Annotated in this window: 19 protein-coding genes; 16 read left to right on the top strand and 3 right to left on the bottom strand. The window is 66.3% G+C overall.

Translation table 11 applies throughout. From position 1 onward, the window contains the following. Nucleotides 1-19: 19 nt before the first annotated feature. The 3 genes from mmsB to xylB all read left to right on the top strand — a co-directional run bounded on the left by mmsB (nt 20) and on the right by xylB (nt 2,934). Nucleotides 20-913 carry a 3-hydroxyisobutyrate dehydrogenase gene (gene mmsB, locus CXY83_RS09990; protein WP_104197209.1) on the top strand — a complete coding sequence of 298 codons (894 nt, stop codon included), beginning with the start codon at nt 20-22 and terminating at the stop codon, nt 911-913. 73 nt (nt 914-986) lie between these two features. Next, nucleotides 987-1,331, top strand: coding sequence for a PadR family transcriptional regulator (locus CXY83_RS09985; protein WP_104197208.1), 345 nt, complete (start codon nt 987-989; stop codon nt 1,329-1,331). 199 nt (nt 1,332-1,530) lie between these two features. Beyond that, a complete protein-coding gene (gene xylB, locus CXY83_RS09980; RefSeq protein WP_104197455.1) occupies nt 1,531-2,934 on the top strand; it encodes a xylulokinase in 1,404 nt (467 codons plus the stop codon). Between the two features lie 285 nt (nt 2,935-3,219). Here xylB and CXY83_RS09975 read toward each other — a convergent pair whose 3' ends face one another. Together CXY83_RS09975 and CXY83_RS09970 are read right to left on the bottom strand one after the other, a co-directional pair. Continuing rightward, nucleotides 3,220-3,447 carry a YbdD/YjiX family protein gene (locus CXY83_RS09975; RefSeq protein WP_104197207.1) on the bottom strand — a complete coding sequence of 76 codons (228 nt, stop codon included), beginning with the start codon at nt 3,445-3,447 and terminating at the stop codon, nt 3,220-3,222. Next, nucleotides 3,447-5,732, bottom strand: coding sequence for a carbon starvation CstA family protein (locus CXY83_RS09970; RefSeq protein WP_233200775.1), 2,286 nt, complete (start codon nt 5,730-5,732; stop codon nt 3,447-3,449). The genes CXY83_RS09975 and CXY83_RS09970 overlap by 1 nt, the downstream gene beginning before the upstream one ends. Before the next feature lie 163 nt (nt 5,733-5,895). Here CXY83_RS09970 and CXY83_RS09965 point away from each other — a divergent pair, with 163 nt between their 5' ends. After that, nucleotides 5,896-7,281 (top strand): glycine--tRNA ligase, encoded by a 1,386-nt coding sequence (locus CXY83_RS09965; RefSeq protein ID WP_104197206.1) that lies wholly within the window; start codon nt 5,896-5,898, stop codon nt 7,279-7,281. Nucleotides 7,282-7,327: 46 nt separating this feature from the next. Further along, the gene (locus tag CXY83_RS09960) at nt 7,328-8,368 is read left to right on the top strand and encodes an alcohol dehydrogenase catalytic domain-containing protein (protein ID WP_104197453.1); all 1,041 of its coding nucleotides are present in this window, start codon (nt 7,328-7,330) and stop codon (nt 8,366-8,368) included. Here CXY83_RS09960 and CXY83_RS09955 read toward each other — a convergent pair. Then, on the bottom strand, nt 8,365-9,738 hold the full coding sequence (locus CXY83_RS09955; RefSeq protein ID WP_104197205.1) for a glutamyl-tRNA reductase: 1,374 nt from the start codon (nt 9,736-9,738) through the stop codon (nt 8,365-8,367). The genes CXY83_RS09960 and CXY83_RS09955 overlap by 4 nt on opposite strands. Nucleotides 9,739-9,810: 72 nt before the next feature. Here CXY83_RS09955 and hemE point away from each other — a divergent pair, with 72 nt between their 5' ends. From hemE to hemL, 11 genes are all read left to right on the top strand, one after another. Beyond that, complete coding sequence (gene hemE, locus CXY83_RS09950; RefSeq protein ID WP_104197452.1) at nt 9,811-10,932, top strand: uroporphyrinogen decarboxylase; 1,122 nt, start codon at nt 9,811-9,813, stop codon at nt 10,930-10,932. A gap of 10 nt (nt 10,933-10,942) precedes the next feature. Next, entirely contained in the window at nt 10,943-12,487 is a 1,545-nt protein-coding gene (locus CXY83_RS09945; RefSeq protein WP_104197204.1) for an NAD(P)/FAD-dependent oxidoreductase, read from the top strand. A 114-nt stretch (nt 12,488-12,601) separates the two neighbouring features. Then, nucleotides 12,602-12,976, top strand: coding sequence for a hypothetical protein (locus tag CXY83_RS09940; RefSeq protein ID WP_104197203.1), 375 nt, complete (start codon nt 12,602-12,604; stop codon nt 12,974-12,976). A 66-nt stretch (nt 12,977-13,042) separates the two neighbouring features. Further along, the gene (locus CXY83_RS09935; protein WP_104197202.1) at nt 13,043-13,462 is read left to right on the top strand and encodes a phage holin family protein; all 420 of its coding nucleotides are present in this window, start codon (nt 13,043-13,045) and stop codon (nt 13,460-13,462) included. Continuing rightward, a complete protein-coding gene (locus CXY83_RS09930; protein ID WP_233200773.1) occupies nt 13,449-13,742 on the top strand; it encodes a DUF3618 domain-containing protein in 294 nt (97 codons plus the stop codon). The genes CXY83_RS09935 and CXY83_RS09930 overlap by 14 nt, the downstream gene beginning before the upstream one ends. An 84-nt stretch (nt 13,743-13,826) precedes the next feature. Next, nucleotides 13,827-14,579, top strand: coding sequence for a hydrogen peroxide-dependent heme synthase (gene hemQ, locus CXY83_RS09925; protein ID WP_104197201.1), 753 nt, complete (start codon nt 13,827-13,829; stop codon nt 14,577-14,579). Then, on the top strand, nt 14,579-15,703 hold the full coding sequence (locus tag CXY83_RS09920; protein ID WP_104197200.1) for a ferrochelatase: 1,125 nt from the start codon (nt 14,579-14,581) through the stop codon (nt 15,701-15,703). The genes hemQ and CXY83_RS09920 overlap by 1 nt, the downstream gene beginning before the upstream one ends. Next, complete coding sequence (gene hemC, locus CXY83_RS09915) at nt 15,700-16,653, top strand: hydroxymethylbilane synthase (protein ID WP_104197199.1); 954 nt, start codon at nt 15,700-15,702, stop codon at nt 16,651-16,653. The genes CXY83_RS09920 and hemC overlap by 4 nt, the downstream gene beginning before the upstream one ends. 4 nt (nt 16,654-16,657) lie before the next feature. Continuing rightward, nucleotides 16,658-17,446, top strand: a complete 789-nt coding sequence (locus CXY83_RS09910) for a uroporphyrinogen-III synthase (RefSeq protein ID WP_104197198.1) — start codon at nt 16,658-16,660, stop codon at nt 17,444-17,446. A gap of 57 nt (nt 17,447-17,503) precedes the next feature. Then, entirely contained in the window at nt 17,504-18,487 is a 984-nt protein-coding gene (gene hemB / locus CXY83_RS09905; RefSeq protein WP_104197197.1) for a porphobilinogen synthase, read from the top strand. After that, nucleotides 18,484-19,857 carry a glutamate-1-semialdehyde 2,1-aminomutase gene (gene hemL, locus CXY83_RS09900; protein ID WP_233200770.1) on the top strand — a complete coding sequence of 458 codons (1,374 nt, stop codon included), beginning with the start codon at nt 18,484-18,486 and terminating at the stop codon, nt 19,855-19,857. Before hemB ends, hemL begins: the two co-directional genes overlap by 4 nt. Nucleotides 19,858-19,913 lie beyond the last annotated feature (56 nt).

Raw genomic sequence — 19,913 nt, 5'->3', positions numbered from 1 at the left:
GACGCGAAGGAGCTACGCCATGGCGGTCATCGGATGGATTGGGCTGGGCCACATGGGCGGCCCCATGACGGCAAACCTGGTGAAGGCCGGGCACAGCGTGCGCGGCTTCGACCTGAGCGTCGAAGCCCTCGACGCTGCGGTGGCCGCCGGCGTCACGCGCGCGACGAGCATCCAAGAGGCCGTAGAAGGCGCCGACGTGGTTTTCACCATATTGCCCAAGGGTGAGCATGCCCGCGCGGTGTACTTCGGTGACGAAGGAGTGTTCGCCCACGCCGACCCGAAAACCCTGCTCGTGGAGTCCTCGACGATCGACATTGAATCGTCCCAGGCCCTGCACGATGCCGCGGCGGCTGCGGGCTTTCGCCTGGTAGACGCCCCGGTCTCTGGCGGCATCACCGGTGCAGAGAATGGCACGCTCACCTTCATGATCGGAGGCGCTGCGGATGCCGTCGGCGACGCTACCGAATACATCAAGCCGATGGCCGCGAATATCATTCCGACCGGTGGCGCGACGACCGGTCAGGCCGCGAAGATCTGCAATAACCTGATGCTGTTCATCAGTCTCGCTGCGACCGCTGAAGGGGCGGTGCTGGCGGATCGGTTGGGACTGGACGCGCAGGTGTTCTGGGATATCGCATCTGTTTCGTCGGGCGATAGCTGGGCGCTGCGCACCTGGTATCCAATTGCCGGCGTCGTGCCATCGGCGGCCGTGAACCGCGACTTCGCGCCGACCTTTACGACCGACCTCGCCAATAAGGACATCGGCCTGGCGGTCGCCGCTGCCGCTGCCACCGACACGCCGCTGGAGATCGGCCAGCATGTGCAGCAGCTGTTTCAACGCCTGATCGACCAGGGCCACGGCGGTAAGGACTGCTCCATGATCGTGAAACTGGTCGACGGCACCCTGGCCTGACGCGGCTGGATTCGACGAGGGCGGGATGGAATCCCGAGTAGACAGTTTGGCTAGCTAGTGAGACTATGTAGTCATGCAACCCAAACCCTGGCCAGCCGATTGGATGCGCGCAGCCCTGAGCCTGTGCGTGCTGCGCACGCTCGCGCCGGGCCCGACGTACGGCTACGCGATCGCGTCGGCGCTCGAGGCGGCGGGCTTGGGTGCCATCAAGGGTGGCACGCTCTATCCGCTGCTCACCCGCTTCGAGGCGGCCGGCTGGATCGCCGGCGAATGGCGACCGGGCGCCGGGGGACCGGGCCGCAAATACTTCTCGCTCACCGACGACGGACAGCAAGAGCTCTCCGACCAAGCGGCCCACTGGCAACTTTTTTCCGCCACCGTGCACGACCACTTACAGAAAGGCCCGGTCGAATCATGATGACCAGCAACCCGCATGATCACGACAGCAGCGATTTTCGCCTGTCCGGTTTAGGCGGCGCTACTGCGGGCAGCGTCTGTTCGGTGAGCCGCGCGGGCGCTAGCTGTACGGAGCTGCACGGATAGCCGACCTCGGGGGTCGAGGATGCTGCTGGCGATTAGGCTGATCACACCTAAGTTTCAAAGGAGATACGTTGGCACTGAATCGTCGCGTGGTTGTCGGAGTAGATTCCTCGACCCAAAGTTGCAAGGTAGTCAGTGTCGACGCCGACACCGGAGAGCTGTTACAGCTGCGCAGCGCACCCCACCCCGATGGCACGAGCATCAACCCCGAACGCTGGTGGGAGGCTTTCGAGCAAGCCGGCGGTGGCGCAGCCGCTGAGGGTGCAGGCAATGTGCTCGCCCTCGGCGTGAGCGCGCAGCAGCACGGCATGGTCGCCCTCGACCGCGAAGACACGCCCGTTCATGACGCCCTGCTCTGGAATGATGTGCGCAGCGCCCCGCAGGCTGCAGCGCTCACCGAAAAGTATGGCGCCTCGATGTGGGCCGAGGAGGTCGGCGTCGTGCCGGTCGCCTCGTTCACCATTACGAAGCTGGCCTGGCTGCACGAGCACCGGCCCGAACTCGCCGCGCGCGTCGAGCAGGTGATGTTGCCGCACGACTGGCTCACCTGGAACATTCTCGGGCGGCCCGCCGAAGCCACGACCGACCGCAGCGACGCCTCCGGCACCGGGTATTTCTCGGTGCAGAGCAATGAGTACCGTCTCGATCTGCTTGAGGCCGCCCTCGGCCGTGCCACCCGGGTACCGCGCGTGCTCGGGCCGTCGGAGCGAGCTGGACTGACTCAAAGCGGCGTCATCGTGTCGGCCGGCGCCGGCGACAACGCAGCCGCAGCCCTCGGCCTTGGCGCCGAGGAGGGCGACGTTGTTGTATCAATCGGTACGAGCGGCACCGTATTCGCCAGCACTGCCGCCCGCATAGTGGATCCCTCCGGCTCGGTCGCCGGGTTCGCCGACGCTGCCGGCGGCCAGCTTCCCCTGCTCGCGACCATCAACGGTGCCCGCACCCTCGTGGCGACGGCCGGCCTGCTCGGCGTCGACATCGAGCGGTTCGGCGCGCTCGCCCTCGCCGCCCCGATCGACGCCGACGGCCTGCTCCTGCTGCCCTACCTCGATGGCGAACGCACCCCGAATCTGCCGGATGCCACCGGTTCGCTCACCGGAATGCGCCGAGCCAATATGCGCCCCGAAAACCTGGCCCAGGCATCCGTTCTGGGTCTGGTCTGCAGCCTCGCTGACGCGCTCGACTCGTTGCGCGGCCAGGGCGTGCCCGTGCGGCAGGTCATTCTGATCGGTGGTGGCTCGCAATCGCCCGCCGTGCAGAAAATTGTCGCGGATGTTTTCGGTGTGCCGGTCGTGCTGCCAGCCCCCGGCGAATACGTGGCCCTCGGGGCTGCCCGGCAGGCAGCCTGGGCGCTCGACGGTGACTTCCCGCTGTGGAAACGCGAGATCGCCACTGAACTCGAGCCCTCGACCACGAGAGACTGGGCCATCGACGTACGCGCACGCTACGCGGAGCAACGCGCACTCATCTACGGGGTCTGAGAGACCCGCTTCACAGGCCGCCTGCAAAATGAACGACGACGGCCCAAAACAGAACAGGGCGGCCGCCCACAGCGCCGAGTGAACACCCACCCGAGATACCAGCAGGCGGTACAGCGCGAGGGGGGCCAGAGCGCCGAGCAGGGTGGCCACGAGCACTCGAGACACCGCCCAGATCACCAGCACCAGGCCCCACGGCGGCAGGCGGTCGAGGTGAGAGCGGAGCGCGCTCAACCGTCCCGCCCCGCCGCGTTCGTCATCGCCCCAGACGAGCTGCCCGTGACGGAGCTAGCAGCAGCGCCCCTGCGGGTTCTTATCCTGGCGGTCGGTCTGGTCCCGCCAGAATTCGCGCTCGGTGAGTAGCGGATGCGGCGCGCGGTCGAGGCCGGCAGCATCCGTTTCGCAGGAGGCGGCGTGGTGCGCCACGTACTTCTCGTAGGCATCCTCGCCGAGAAGGCCTTTGAGGTACCAGGTCACGCCGCGGGCGCCCGCGCGGACGCCCGCCCACAGGGTCATTAGTGGCCCGTGACCTTAATTTTTTTCTCGGCCGGCAGGGCATCCCACTGCGCCTGCAGCACCTTTTCGGGCGGGGTCATGATGAACCCGGCCGGGGCATAGGTCTGCGACTGCACGGCGTCATCCTCGCTCGTGGCGTTCGAGCGCTGGCGGTACGCGCGCACGGTGGCCTGGATCGCGGTCAGGATAACGATGATCGAGAGCACGACGAAAATGATCGACAACACACCCTGCACCATCGTGTTGCGCACGACCGCCTCCATCGCCAGCACGTTCGGCGCGGTGCCGAAGCTCGTTTCGCCGGCGGCCAGTGCGTTGGCGAACGCACGGTTCTGGGCGAAGTAGCCGATGCCGGGCGTGGTCGAGAAGATCTTCAGGAACGAAGCCGAAATGGTGACCACGGATGCGAAACCCAGCGGCAGCGCCACCACCCAGAGGTATTTGAACAAACCACGTTTGGCGACAATGGCCATACACACGGCCAGGGCGATGGCCGCGAGCAGCTGGTTGGCGATGCCGAACAGCGGAAACAGCGTGTTGATGCCCCCGAGCGGATCGGTCACTCCCATCAGCAGCACGGCTCCCCAGGCCGCGACCATGATAGCCGTGGCAGCCCAGGCGCCGGGGCGCCAGGAGGTGTTCTTGAACTTCGGGAAGAAGTTGCCGAGGCTGTCCTGCAGCATGAAGCGGGCGACGCGGGTACCGGCATCCACTGCGGTGAGGATGAACAGCGCCTCGAACATGATGGCGAAGTGATACCAGAAACTCATCATCGATGTACCGCCAATGAGCTGCTGCATGATGTGCGAGAGCCCGACGGCCAGCGTGGGTGCGCCGCCGGTGCGGGAAACGATCGACTCTTCGCCGACGTTGGTGGCCATGTCGGTCAACATGCTCGGGGTGAGGTTGACGCCGGTGAGGCCGAGGCCGTTCACGAACGCGACAGCGCCCTGCACGGTGCCGCCGGTGAGGGCGGGGGAGGCGTTCATGGCGAAGTAGATGCCACGATCGATCGACAGCGCGGCGACGAGGGCCATGATGGCCACGAGCGACTCCATGAGCATGCCGCCGTAGCCGATGAACCGGGTCTGGCGTTCCTTCTGAATGAGCTTGGGCGTGGTGCCCGAGGCGATGAGGGCGTGGAAGCCGCTGAGGGCGCCGCAGGCGATCGTGACGAACAGGAACGGAAACAGCGTTCCGGCGACGACGGGGCCGGTGCCGGTGGTGGCGAAGCCGCTGACCGCCGGCACGTTGATCTCGGGACGGATGATGACGATCGCCACGGCGAGCATGCCGATCGTGCCGATCTTCATGAAGGTCGACAGGTAGTCGCGCGGTGCCAGCAGTAGCCACACGGGCAGGATTGCGGCGATGAAGCCGTAGATGATGATGCCCCAGGCGATGGTGACCTTGTCGAGCAGCAGGTAGGTCTGGCCCCATTCGGTGCCGTTGACCATGCCGCCGCCGACGATGGCGGCGATGAGCAGCACGAAGCCGATGATGGAGATCTCGGTGATCTTGCCCGGGCGGAAGAAGCGCAGGTAGCAGCCCATGAACAGCGCGATCGGGATGGTCATTCCGACCGAGAAGACGCCCCACGGGCTTTCGGCGAGGGCGTTCGTGACGACAAGGGCCAGGATGGCCACGATGATGACCATGATCACGAGGGTCGCGATGAGGGCGGCGGTGCCACCGATCACGCCGAGTTCGTCGCGGGCCATCTGGCCGAGCGAGCGGCCCCCACGTCGCATGGAGAAGTGCAGAATGAGGTAGTCCTGCACGGCGCCGGCGAGTACGACACCGACGATGATCCAAATGGTGCCGGGCAGGTAGCCCAGCTGGGCGGCCAGTACGGGGCCGACCAGTGGCCCGGCGCCGGCAATGGCGGCGAAGTGGTGGCCGAACAAGACGCGGCGATCGGTGGCGGCAAAGTCCTTGCCGTCTGCCTTGTACTCGGCCGGCGTGGCCCGGCGGTCGTCGGGGCGAACGATGTGCTTCTCGATGAACTTTGAGTAGAAGCGGTAGCCGATGAGGTAGGTGCAAATCGCAGCGAAGACGAACCAGATGGCGTTGACGGTCTCGCCGCGCACCACGGCGAGCATGACCCAGCTGAGGCCACCGAGCAGCGAAATAGCAGACCAGATGATAATTTTGAGGGGTGTCCACTGGCGATCGTGGGCGTCGAGCTCCTGGGGATCCAGGGCGACCGCGAGGTCGTGCGGAATCCGTTTCAGAGCGGTCGGTTCTTGGGTCGTGCCTTCTGACATGGTGGACGCTGCGCCCATTTCTCCTCCTTGAGCCAAGGCAGATGCTATGAACCTGCTTCTGTACGTTACCGCGACGCGAGAATGGCTCAAACCCCGAGCGGGAACTGGGCATGGATCGAGCACGTAAAATAGACAATTGGGCACTCGCCCAAATTTTGCGCCCTCGACCATTGGAGCCACCGTGGCGACGCCCACTCATCTTGATTCCGTCATCGCCCTCGCCCGTCATCGCGGCTTCGTCTTTCAGGCCGGTGAGATCTACGGCGGCTCCCGCTCCGCCTGGGACTACGGCCCCCTCGGCGTCGAGCTCAAAGAGAACATCAAGAAGCAGTGGTGGCGTTCCATGGTCACGAGCCGCGACGACGTCGTGGGCCTTGACTCGTCCGTGATTCTGCCGCGCCAGGTCTGGGAGGCATCTGGTCACGTCGAGGTCTTCAGCGACCCGCTGATCGAGTGCACGAGCTGCCACAAGCGTTTTCGCGCCGACCACCTCGAAGAGCAGTATGAGGAGAAGAAGGGCCGCCCGCCCGAGAACGGGCTCGATGACATCGCGTGCCCCAACTGTGGTAACCGCCACATCTGGACCGAGCCGCGCGCCTTCTCCGGCCTGCTCAAGACCTACCTCGGCCCGGTCGATGACGAGGCCGGCATGCATTACCTGCGCCCTGAAACCGCCCAGGGCATCTTCGTCAACTTCGCCAACGTGCTGCAGGCGTCGCGCTCGAAGCCGCCGTTCGGTATCGGCCAGATCGGCAAGAGTTTTCGCAACGAGATCACACCGGGCAATTTCATCTTTCGCACGCGCGAGTTCGAGCAGATGGAGATGGAATTCTTCGTCGAACCCGGCACCGATGAGACCTGGCACCAGTACTGGATCGACACCCGCATGAAGTGGTACACCGACCTCGGCATCAACCCCGAGAACCTGCGCCTGTTCGAGCACCCGGCCGAAAAGCTCTCGCACTATTCCAAGCGCACCGTCGACATCGAATACCGCTTCGGCTTCACCGGCACCGAGTTCGGTGAGCTCGAGGGTGTGGCGAACCGTGGTGACTTCGACCTGTCAACGCACGCCAAGGCATCCGGTAAAGACCTGACGTACTTCGACCAGACCAAGAACGAGCGCTGGACGCCCTGGGTGATCGAGCCCGCCGCCGGCCTGACCCGTTCACTCATGGCCTTCTTGGTCGACGCCTACGTCGAAGAAGAAGTTCCGAACGCCAAGGGCGGTGTCGACAAGCGCACCGTGCTCAAGCTCGACCCGCGCCTGTCACCGGTGAAGGCCGCGATCCTGCCCCTCTCGCGCAACGAGAAGTTGTCCCCGATGGCGCGCGAGCTTGCTGCGACCCTGCGCCAGCTGTGGAACGTCGACTTCGACGACGCCGGAGCCATCGGCCGTCGTTACCGCCGCCAGGACGAAATCGGTACCCCGTTCTGCATCACAGTCGACTTCGACTCCCTCGACGATCAGGCTGTCACCGTGCGCGACCGCGACACGATGGCGCAGGAGCGTGTGCCGCTCGTCGACCTCGAGGCCTACCTCGCGGTGCGCTTGCGCGGGGCCTAACGGCAGAAAAACGCCTGCCCGGGCGCTCGTCGTGCAGACTGTGACCATGAAAGCGGTCTATTTCGAAGAGTTCGGTGTTCTTCCGGTGCTGCGCGAGGTGCCCGAGCCGCAGCTCAGCGCGGCCGGTGTGATCGTGCGGGTGGAGGCCACCGGTCTCTGCCGCAGCGACTGGCACGGTTGGCAGGGCCATGACACCGACATCGCCCTGCCACACGTTCCCGGTCACGAATTGGTCGGCGTGATTGATGCGGTCGGGCCGCTGGTTCGCCGGTTTCGGGTGGGCCAGCGGGTGACCGTGCCGTTTGTCTGCGCCTGTGGCGACTGTGCGGAATGTGACGCCGGCAACGGACAGGTCTGCCGCAACCAGACCCAGCCCGGCTTCACCCACTGGGGCTCCTACGCCGAACGGGTGGCGTTGCACAACGCCGACGTGAACCTCATCGCCATCGGCGACGCCCTCGACGCGGGCGCCGCGGCGCTACTCGGCTGTCGTTTCGCGACCTCGTATCGCGGGCTCGTACACCAGGCCGGCCTTCAGGCAGGCGAAACGCTCGTGGTCGTCGGCTGCGGTGGAGTAGGCCTCAGCGCGGTGATGATCGGGCGGGCGCTCGGCGCCACGGTCATCGCCGTCGATATCAGCGCGGACGCGCTCGATGCGGCGACCCGCGTCGGGGCGGCGCACGTGGTCAACTCAGCCGGGCTCGGCGACGACGAGGTGGTCGGACACATTCGGGCCCTGACAACCGACGGCGCCCAGGTGAGTCTCGAGGCGCTCGGCCGGGAGAACACGGTGGCCATCGGCATTCGCTCGCTGGCTACCCGTGGGCGACACGTGCAGATCGGCTTGCTGGCCGACGACCCGCGGGTGCCGCTGGGCACGGTGATCGCGCGGGAACTGACCGTACTCGGCAGCCACGGCATGCCCGCTCACGACTATCCGGCCCTGCTCGACCTGGTGCTGAGCGGTCGACTGCGCCCGCAAGACCTGATCAGCCGCCGCATCACCCTGGCCGAAGCGCCCGCCGCCCTTGCCGCTATGTCGACTTCCGGTGCACCCGCCGGCGTCACCCTGATCGAGCTGGGCTAAGAGGCGATCGCACCGGTGCCGGCGGCATCCGCCGCGCCAGCAGCGGGCAGCGTCACATCGATACCGAACAGGGCGTCCAGCCCGGTGAGGTAGGCATCCTGCTCGCCGGCGCGGGCCAGTTCGCGGGCACGGACCATGGGGGCGTGCAGCAGTACACCGGCCAGGTGACGCAGGGCTGCCTCGGTGGCTTCGCTCGAGTCGCCGCGGCTGCGAGCCCGGGCGATCTCGGCGTCGCGCAGCTCAAACACATAGCTGCGCAGAGCGACGACGGCCGGGGTGAGGCTTTGCTCTTCGGCGACGTCGGAGAACTTGCGGGCGGCCTTGCCCACGATCTCGCGGGCATCGGATGTGGCATTGAGCTCTTCGAGCGGCGCATGGATGCTGATCGTCTCGAGGTCGAGCAGTTCGACACCGGGTACCAGGGTGACATCGGGTGCCACGTTGCGGGGCAGGCCCAGGTCGATGATGAGCTGTGGTGGCGCTGCGGGGCCGGCATCGGCCGGGCACAGGCGGGCCGGGGCATCGGCGGTAGCGCCGGAAATCTCGAACGGGTTTATACCAATTTCGGTGCGCCCGCGGGTGATCAGGGCTGCATCGATGACGTGGTCATCGCGCAGGGTGCAGGTGACGACCACGTCGGCGCGGGCGACCTCGGCGGCGAAATCCTCGGTGGGAACAGCTTCGATACCGTGTGACGTTGCGAATCCGACGGCGCGACCGGAGGGCGAGTAGACCCGCACGTTCTCGGCTCCGCGGTCACGCAGGGCGGCGAGGGAGGCCCCGGCATAACGGCCAGTGCCGACCAAAAGCACGCGGGCGGTCGACCAGTCACTGACCCGGCTTTCGGCCAGTTCGAGGGCAAGGCGCACGATCGAGCGACCGGCCGAGCCGATTCCGGTGCGGTTCTTCACACCGCGCGATGTCTGGGAAGCCCGCTGAAAGAGGCGCTCGAGCTCGGGGCTCGTGGTGCCGTTGGAGCGAGCCTGCTCGAGTGCGCGGCGCACCTGGCCGGCAATTTCGACCTCACCGACGACGACGGATTCGAGGCCGCTCGTCACGGCGAACAGGTGTTCGGCGACGCCGTTGCCGTGCACGAGGGTGAGATTGTCGCGCAGGAGGTCTGCGTCGAGACCGCTGCTGGCGCTCACGGCCTCAATGGCGGCGTAGACGGCGGGAAGAGGCGACACGCCGTAGGGCTCATTGAGGTCAAGGTAGGCCTCGAATCGGTTGCAGGTCGCAACGACGACGGCACCGCTGAGCGGTCCGTGCTGTGCCACCATGCGGGTAGCCGAAGAGCCCCCGCCCACAGACAACTTCTCCAACACATCGAAGGTGGAGTTTTTATGACTTGCGGACAAAAGAATTAGCACTACGCAATTCTACGACTCAATGCTGTACGCTTCCGGCGCGCGACGCCAGAGATGTTTGAGAGAATGATCGAGATGATCCTCGACGCGCAGCATCCACTCTCCTCCGGCCTCACCGCCGACTCCCGCCTGATCCAGGCCTATCAGGGCACCCGGCCCGCCGTGACGCCGGTGTGGTTCATGCGTCAGGCCGGCCGATCGCTACCCGAATACCGCGAGTTACGCGTCGGAACGCGCATGCTCGACGTGTGTCTCGACCCCGAATTAGCGAGCGAAATCTCGCTGCAGCCGGTGCGTCGGCACCAGGTCGATGCCGGAATCTTCTTCAGCGACATCGTCGTGCCGTTAAAGCTCGTCGGGGTCGACGTGTCGATCGTGGCCGGTAAGGGCCCCGTTCTCGGCAAGGCCGTGCGCACGCCAGCGGATGTCGATGAACTCACCGCCCTCGATCCCGCCCTGCTCGATACGGCCCTCGCACCGATCAGCGCGGCCGTGGGGCTGGCGGTTTCCCAGCTGGGATCGACCCCGCTGATCGGCTTCGCCGGTGCTCCTTTTACGCTCGCCGCATACCTGGTCGAGGGCGGTCCGTCGAAGGATCACATCCACGCCCGTACCCTCATGCATGCCGAACCGGAAGCTTGGGCCAAGCTCATGGCCTGGACCGCCGACGTCACCGGCCGATTCCTGCGCGCCCAGGTGCTCGCCGGGGCGAGTGCTGCCCAACTGTTCGACTCGTGGGCCGGAGCTCTCTCATTAGTCGACTATGCGGCATCCGTTGCCCCGGCGTCGATCGCGGCGATCGCCCACGTGCGCGACCTGACCTACACCGTGCCGGGCCAAGGAGAAGAACTGACCGACCGTAACGTGCCCATCGTGCACTTCGGCGTGGGAACCGGCGAACTGCTCAAAGAAATGCACAACATCGGCGCCGACGTCGTGGGCGTGGACTACCGGGTGCCGCTCGACGAGGCCAACCGCCGGCTGGGCGGTGCAGTCCCGCTGCAAGGCAACGTCGACCCCGCGCTGCTCGCGGCGCCGTGGCCGGTGCTCGAAGCGCACGTGCGCGACGTGCTCGAACGTGGACGCACCGCGCCGTCGCACGTACTCAACCTTGGCCACGGCGTTCCGCCCGACACCAACCCCGATGTGTTGACCCGGCTGGTCAGCCTCGTGCACGACGTGAGCGCGGCCGAGTAGGAGCAGCAACATGACCACACCGATCGACGTACTCGTGATTGGCGCCGGAGTGGCCGGCCTGGTCGCCGCCCGCGAATGCGCGCAGGTGGGGCTGAGTGTCACCATCATTGAGGCCACCGACGCTGTCGGCGGCCCGGTAGCCGGCCACGTTCTCGACGGACTCAGCCTCGACAGCGGAGCCGAAAGCTTCGCCGTGCGCGGCGGCACCGTGGCCTCATTCATCGAGGACCTCGGCCTCACCGACCAGGTCGTCGCTCCGAACGTCGCCGGCGCCTGGTTGCACCTTCCCGCTCTCAAACCGGGTTCCCCAGTGCAGTCCCACAGCAAAGCGGATGCCTCGGTCAGCGTTCCGCTGCCCAAGGCCGGCGTGCTCGGAATTCCCGGCTCCCCGCTCGCCGACGACGTGCGCCGCGTCATCGGCTGGAAGGGGGCGCTGCGCGCCTACCTCGACCGGCTCATGCCCGTCCTCACGATCGGCCGAGAGCACAGCCTCGGCGACCTCGTGAAGAAGCGCATGGGTCAGCGTGTGCTGGACCGCCTCGTCGAACCCGTCGCCTCCGGCGTCTACACGACGAGCGCCGTCGACCTCGAAATCGACGTTGTCGCCCCCGGACTCAACCGAGCCCTCACCACGGCCGGCTCGCTCTCCGGTGCGGTCTCGGCCCTGCGATCCGGCGCACCCGCCGGTTCCAACGTGGGCGGACTGCTCGGCGGCATGGCCAGCCTGCCCGCCGCCATCGTTGCCGCCCTCGAACACCACAACGTGACCATTGTCACCGGCACCACGGCCCGGAGCCTGGCTCGTTCCGGCACCGACAACGAGCCCACCTGGGCCGTCACCGTCACCCGGCGAGCGGATGCCGACCCCGCCCGCCGAGACGCTGCACAGGCTGAGTCCGCGACCGACACCTTCACCGCCCGGTATGTCATCGTCGCGACCCAGGGGGCGCAGGCCCTACGACTGGTCAATTCGCTCGGCACCCAGTTCGACGCGCTCGCCGAACTCGACTGGCCGGCCCCGACCGCCGTCACCCTCACCTCGCTCGTGCTCGACGCACCCGCACTCGATGTGAACCCGCGCGGCACCGGGGTGCTCGTGTCGATTGATGCTCCCGACGTCACCGCGAAGGCACTCACCCACGTCACAGCGAAATGGGCCTGGGTCGCCGAAGCCGCCGGCCCCGGCCGCCATGTCGTGCGCCTCTCTTACGGGCGGGCAGGAGCGCCTAACCCGACCGACGACCTGACCGACGATGAACTTCAGGCCCTTGCGCTGCACGACGCATCTGCGCTGCTCGGCGTTCCTCTGCCGGCCGGCTGCGTGCGAGCCTTTGCCCGCACCGAGTGGCGCGACGCGCTGTCGCCTGCCACTCTCGGTGCGCCCGAACGCACGCGGCGGGTGCGCGAGGCCGTCGCCGCAACCCCCGGGCTGGAGATCACCGGAGCCTGGTTGGCCGGAACCGGCCTTGCCTCCGTCATCCCGCATGCACTCCAGGCCGGCGACCGTATTCGGCACGCCGCCCTCGGCCTCACCATCACCGCTCCCGACCTCTAACCCAAACTGTGCACTTCCTGTATTGGTACGATCGCACGGGGACATGCCGGAGCGCCTGATACCGAAACGGCGAACCGGGTTACTCTGGGGGAACCTTACGAAAGTGGAGACTCAATGCGCGGAAAGCTTCTGTTCATCACGGGCGGACTCGTCGGCTATGTGCTCGGTGCACGCGCTGGCCGTAAACGCTATGACCAGATCGCCGCCGCTGCCAATGATCTCTGGAACGCCAAGCCCGTGCAGCGCCGGGTGACGCAGGTGCGCGATGCCGCCCTCGAACTGGTCGGCGACATTCCCGCCAACCTGTACAAGGTCGGTAAAAAAGCTGTCTCGCAGGCTGCGGCGAAGAAGAGGCAGGCCGCCACCAAAACGGATACCGCCGCCGCGACGCCGGCCGCGAAGGCCAGCACCACCACGAGCCGCACTAGTGCAGCGCAGCCCAAGCCCAAGCCGACCCCCGCGGCGGGCGATGATTTCACGGCGCAGTAAGCACACAACAGCTCGTAGAATTCAGACATCTGAAACACCGATACCCGAGCACAGGGAAGGCAATCCGTGACTAGCAGTGGATTCAACCCGAAGAGCAAGCGCCCATTGCTCGCACTGATCGGGGAGCTGCCCGGTCAGATCAGCGCCCTCGTCAAAGCCGAACTGGACGCCTTCAAGGCCGAGTTCGCCGCCAAGGCCAAGAACTTCGGGGTCGGTGCGGCCCTCTTCATCGTGGCCGCTGCTATCCTCTTTTTTGCCCTCGGGGTATTCGTCGCCCTGGCCGTGATCGCCCTGGCCCTGGTGCTGCCGCTGTGGCTCGCCACACTCATCGTGGCGGTCGCGCTGGTGCTCATCGCCGTCATCCTTCTGCTCATCGGAGTCAACCGGGTGAAGGCGGCTACGAAACCCGATCCGGAGGGTGTGCACGCGAGCATCCGTCACGACGTTGATGCGTTCAAGGGAGTTGGCGAATATGACCACAAATAACCTCGAGCTCACCGGGGCTGGCGGCGACAAGCGCGGCATCGGTGATCTGCGGGCCGAAGCGCGGCACGCGCGCGCCGAGCTCGCTTCGACCCTCGATGCTATCGAGTACAAGTTCAATGTGCCCAAGCAGTTGCGCATCAATCGCCGTCGCCTGACCCATGCCCTGCGCCAGCTCGGCGAGGATAGCCCGTCCGCCCTCGTGGGAATTGCGCTGGGTGCGGCGACGGTTGTCGGCGTTATCGTCTGGTTCGGTGCTTCCGCGGTGGTTAAGAACCGCTAGTTCCGATCAAACCGAGCCGGGTCGGTTCACAGGAACCACAGGGTTCATTTTGGTGCCGGGCGCAATAAAGAGCACACTAGAGCCATGACTCACCCGGCTGCCGGAGAGGCAGTACCCAGCGTTCAGCCCACCACTCCCACCGATCCCGAGGTACCCGCTGCCTCGCCGCAAGGTTTCACTCTCTTTACCGTTCTGCGAAAAGATCCGCACAACCCAGATGACCTCGATGGCCGCGATGTTCCGCACGCGGTCAATGAGCTCGACGACGTAGTGGTCTTGATCGAAGCCGAGGGCGTCACCGTGCGCGGTTTCTACGATGTCTCCGGCCTGAAGGCTGACGCCGATGTCATGATCTGGACCCACGCCGACGAGGCCGAGACCCTGCAATGGGCCAACCGTGAATTGCGCCGCAGTCGCCTGCTCAAAAGCCTGCTGCCCACTTGGAATGCCATGGGCGTGCACCGCGACGCCGAGTTCAACAAGAGCCACGTGCCCGGATTCCTCCGCGGCGTCGACCCCAAGGCCTGGCTCACGATTTACCCCTTCGTGCGCAGCTTTGAGTGGTACTTGCTGCCCGACGACGAGCGCAGCAAGATGCTTGCCGACCACGGCCGCAAGGGTGCCGCCTTCCGCGGAGCCCTCGCCAACACCGTCTCGGCCTTCGCCCTCGGCGACTACGAGTGGCTGCTGCCGATCGAGAGTGACGAACTCACCGAGTTGGTCGACCTGATGCGGGGCCTGCGTGAAACCGAAGCGCGCCGCCACGTGCGCGAGGAGATCCCGTTCTACACCGGACGCCGTATCTCGACCGCCGAGGTCGTCGAGGTGCTGCAGTAATGGCACAGTACGACGCCGTTCTGTTGGCCGGTTTCGGCGGACCAGAGGGCCAGGACGACGTGATTCCGTTTCTGCGCAACGTGACCGGAGGCCGCGGAATCCCCGAGGAACGCCTCGAAGAGGTCGCGACCCACTATCGCCACTTCGGCGGCGTCAGCCCGATCAACGACCAGAACCGCGTACTGAAAGCTGCGCTTCAGGTCGAACTCACCCGTCGCGGCATCGACCTGCCCGTGATCTGGGGCAACCGCAACTGGGCACCGTACCTGAAAGATACAATTTCGGACGCTCATGACGCCGGCCAGAATCGTCTGCTCGCGATCGCGACAAGCGCCTACAGTTCCTATAGCGGATGCCGCCAGTACCGTGAGGACTTCGCTGCGGCGCTGACCGCCACCGGCCTGAACGACACGGTGCACATCGACAAGATTCGCCAGTTCTTCGACCACCCCGGCTTCGTCACCCCCTTCATCACCGGTGTGACCAAGGGCCTGCAAGACGTTCAACGAGCCATTCCCGGCATCGATATAGACACCGAGGTCGAGATTCTGTTCTCAACCCACTCGATCCCCATGACGGATGCCAACAAGAGTGGCCCGGCAGAGCGTGGTTTCGGCGAGGGTGGCGCCTATGAGGCGCAGCACCGCGCCGTCGCCCAGGTCATCATGGATTCCCTCGTGGAACCGGACGCTACCGAGGCGCCGCTGAAGACCCAGTGGCAGCTCGTCTACCAGTCCCGCAGCGGCCCACCCACCATGCCGTGGCTCGAGCCTGACATCAACGATGCGATCGCCCTGCTGCCAGCCCGCGGCATCCGTGCCGTCATCATCGTGCCGCTCGGTTTCGTGAGCGATCACATGGAGGTCATGTGGGACCTCGACAACGAGGCGATGGAGACCAGCGAGAAGTTCGGGATCCACGCCGTGCGGGTGCCGACCCCCGGGGTCTCGCCCGATTTCGTGAACGGCCTCGTCGACCTGATCGAGGAACGCCTGAACGATACCCCGGTTGAAGATCGCCCGGCGAAGACCACGCTCGGCCCCTGGTACGACGTGTGCCGCCCCGGCTGCTGCGAAAACGTGCGCCTGGGCTTCAAGCCGGCCGTCGCGGGAATGGCGCCATGACCGTGATCCGCGTGGGTACCCGCGCGAGCGCCCTTGCGCTCGCGCAGACCCAGACGATCGTCAACCGCATCGCGGCCTCGGCTGGCGTCGAGGTGGAAATTGTGCGCGTCACCACGCACGGCGACACCTCGACCGAGCCGCTCTCGAGCCTCGGCGGTACCGGTGTCTTCGCGAGCGCCCTGCGCGAAGCCCTGCTGAACGACGAGTGCGACGTCATCGTGCACTCCTTCAAGGACCTCCCTACCGCGCCTCACCCTGGCTTGCGCATCGGTGCAACGCCCAAGAGAGCGGATGCCCGGGACGTGCTGGTGGCACGAGCCGGCTTCACTCTGGACACCCTGCCCGAGGGCGCCCGAGTCGGCACCGGTTCGCCTCGTCGGGTCGCGCAGCTGCGTGAGCGTCGGCCCGACCTCACGATCGTTGACATTCGGGGCAACATCGACACCCGAGTCGGGCGCGTCGCCGAAGGGGACCTCGACGCCGTCGTTCTGGCTGCTGCCGGCCTCGGACGCCTCGGCCGGCTCGATTCCCTGGCGCCCGAATTTCTCGATCTGTCCGGCTGGCCGACCGCACCCGCCCAGGGCGCGCTCGCGATCGAAGTGCGCGATGGCAAACCCGATCGTCTGCTCGGCGTGGCGCTGGCGACCATGAACCATTCCTCGACCGAGGCGACGACCACCGCCGAACGCACGGTATTGGCCCGCCTCGAGGCCGGCTGCGCCGCACCGATCGGTGCGACCGCGGTCGTCGACGATGGCTTGCTGTTTCTCACCGCTACCGTGTACAGCCCGGACGGCTCGCGCAGGATCACCAGCTCGCACGCGGCAACGCCCGATTCCCACTCTGCCCTCCACCTCACCCAAGCTGCGCTCGACGTGGCCGAACGAGTATCCATAGATCTTCTGGCCGGTGGCGCGGCCGAGTTCGCTCCCCTGAAAGTGACTGAGTGACCACGTGATCAATCGACTGACCAAGCCCCTCGCGGGCTGGCGAGTTCTCGTTCCGCGCGGCGGACCCTGGGGTGACCAGGTGGCAGCCAACCTGCGCGCCAAGGGCGCGCATCCAATCGTCGCCCCCATGATCAACTTCGCCGCAACCGACGACGCCCCGGCCCTCGACGCGGCGCTGGCCCGTCTCGCCGCCGGCGATTTCGACTGGATGACCATCACGAGCGCGACGACCGTCGACGTTTTGTCGTCGCACCGCGCTGTGGTGGCGCCGGGAACCCGCATCGCAGCGGTCGGTGAAACCACCGCTGCCGCGCTGGTCGCGGCCGGCTACCACGTAGACATCATTCCCTCCGAAGACAATTCAGCCCGCGGCCTGCTGGAGGAATGGGAGACGGCGACCGCTGGCGTCATCCCGCTGCGCGTACTCACACTACGCAGTGAGATCGCCAAGCCATTGCTGAGTGAGGGACTGCGCCGCATTGGCCACGATGTGGAGTCGGTCGTCGCCTACCGCACCATCGGGGTTCCGGTCAGCGACCAGGTTGTCGCCGACGTCAAAGCCGGTCTCGTGCACGCCGTACTCGTGACCAGCGGCAGCGTTGCACGTCAGGTGCGCGAACAGTTTGGAGACATTCCCGAACGCACCCTGGTGGCGTGCATCGGCCCGCAGACCGCCAAGGACTCCCGGGCTCTCGGACTGCGCGTTGACGTGGTCGCCTCCGAGCGCAGCGCCGAGTCCCTCATCGAGGCGCTCGTCGATACAGCACTGGCCGGAGCGGCACCGGCGCTCTGATCATGCAGGTCACGACCGGATAACGAAACGCACAGCCGAGCGGCGTAGGGTACAGGAGTGACCAACCCCGTTATTCGCCCACGACGCTTGCGCACCAGCGGCGCGCTCCGTCGTCTGGCCAGTGAAATTCGTGTCCACCCGGCCGAGCTCGTGCTCCCCATGTTCGTGCGCGAAGGCGATGATGCCCGCCCGATTACGTCGATGCCCGGCGTTGTGCAGCACAGCATCGACAGTGCACGCCGGGCCGTCGTGGAGGCGGCGGAGGCCGGCATCGGAGGCATCATGCTGTTCGGGGTACCCGAGGTGCGTGATGCGATCGGAACCGGAGCGACCGATCCCGCGGGCATTCTCAACGTCGCCACTCGCGCTCTCGTCGACGAGATCGGCGACGCGCTCGTCGTGCAGACCGACCTGTGCCTCGACGAATTCACCGACCATGGCCACTGCGGCGTGCTCGCGGCCGATGGCCATGTCGACAATGACGCCACCCTCGAACGCTACCGCGATATGGCCCTCGCCCAAGCCACGGCCGGTTCTGCGCTGCTTGGTCTTTCAGGCATGATGGACGGCCAGGTCGCTGCCGTGCGCGAAACCCTCGACGTCAACGGTTTCGAAGACACCGCCGTGCTCGCCTACTCGGCCAAGTACGCGTCCGCGTTCTACGGTCCGTTCCGTGAGGCCGTCGCCTCAACCCTGGTCGGCGACCGCCGCACCTACCAGCTCGACCCGGCCAACCGGCGTGAGGGCGTGCGTGAAGCGCAGCTCGATATCGACGAGGGCGCTGACATCGTCATGGTCAAGCCGGCTGGCGGCTACCTCGACGTGCTCGCCGAAGTTGCCGCCATGAGTGATATTCCCGTTTGGGCATATCAAGTATCCGGCGAATATGCCATGATCGAAGCCGCCGCCGCTCAGGGCTGGATTGACCGTCGCCGTGCCGTCGAAGAGTCGGTGTTGAGCATCCGCCGGGCCGGCGCCGATGCCGTACTTACCTACTGGGCCGTTGAACTGGCCACCTGGCTCAAGGAGGAGCGCGCATGACCGGCACGATGTCAACTTCGGTGGAGAACGTCGCCACCCACAATGACGAACTCTTCGACCGTGCCCGCCGGGTGATTCCCGGGGGCGTCAACTCGCCGGTGCGTGCCTTCGGCTCAGTCGGCGGCACTCCGCTGTTTCTCGTCAAGGCTGCTGGCGCCTATGTCACGGACTCCGACGGCCGAGAGTATGTCGACCTCGTCAATTCCTGGGGCCCGGCAATTCTGGGCCACGCTCATCCCGAGGTCGTGAAGGCCGTGCAGGATGCTGCCGCGCTCGGCCTGTCCTTTGGCGCCTCGACTCCCGCCGAGACCGAACTGGCCGAACTCGTCGCCGAACGGGTCGGCGCGGTTGAAAAGCTGCGCCTCGTGTCGACCGGTACAGAGGCGACCATGACTGCCATTCGCCTGGCCCGCGGCTTCACCAATCGTGACCTGCTGATCAAGTTCGCCGGGCACTACCACGGCCACTCCGACGGCCTGCTCGCCCAGGCTGGCTCCGGGCTCGCCACGCTCGCCTTGCCCGGTTCGGCCGGCGTTACCGCGGCTACCGCCGCGCAAACCCTCGTGCTGCCCTATAACGATCTGGAGGCCGTGCGGGCCGCCTTCGAGGCTCATCCTGGCCGTATCGCCGCCATTATCACCGAGGCCGCGGCCGCCAACATGGGAGTTGTCGCCCCGGATGCCGGCTTCAACGCGGCCTTAGCCTCGATCGCGCACGCGAACGGCGCCCTGCTCATCCTCGACGAGGTGCTTACCGGTTTTCGGGTGAGCCGCGCGGGTTTCTGGGGGCTGGAAACCAGAAGCCTGGAGTCGGCCGGTGAAGAGTTCTACACGCCCGACCTGCTCACCTTCGGCAAGATCATCGGTGGCGGACTGCCCGTCGCCGCGCTCGGCGGCCGCGCCGACGTGATGGACTTTCTCGCACCGACCGGCCCGGTGTACCAGGCCGGCACTCTGTCGGGAAACCCGGTCGCCGTCGCGGCGGGCATCGCAACCCTCAACCTGCTCGACGCGGGCGTGTATGACCGTCTCAACGCCACCGCCATAATCCTCTCGGAGGCCGTTTCCGCCTCGCTCACCGCTGAGGGCGTCGCCCACCGGGTGCAACGAGCCGGCAACCTGTTCAGCTTCGTCTTCGGCGACGAGGCACAGGGGTCGGCCCCGCGCACCTACGCCGACGTGCAACGCCAGGAGGCTTTTCGCTACGCACCGTTCTTCCACGCCATGCTCGATGGTGGCGTGTCGCTGCCGCCGAGTGTGTTCGAGGCCTGGTTCGTTTCCGACGCGCACGACCAGAGCGCCATCGGACGCATCTTCGAGGCACTGCCCGCGGCGGCGAAGGCCGCCGCTGCCGCGACACCGCGGGGCTGACCCGGGCGAGCGGATGAGCGTGGCCGACTGGGCACATCCGCTGCCGTTGGAGAGAT

It is taken from the genome of Cryobacterium sp. M15 (assembly GCF_002929675.1).
Taxonomy (GTDB): Bacteria; Actinomycetota; Actinomycetes; order Actinomycetales; family Microbacteriaceae; genus Cryobacterium; species Cryobacterium lyxosi.
This window is presented reverse-complemented; position numbering and strand designations above follow the sequence as displayed.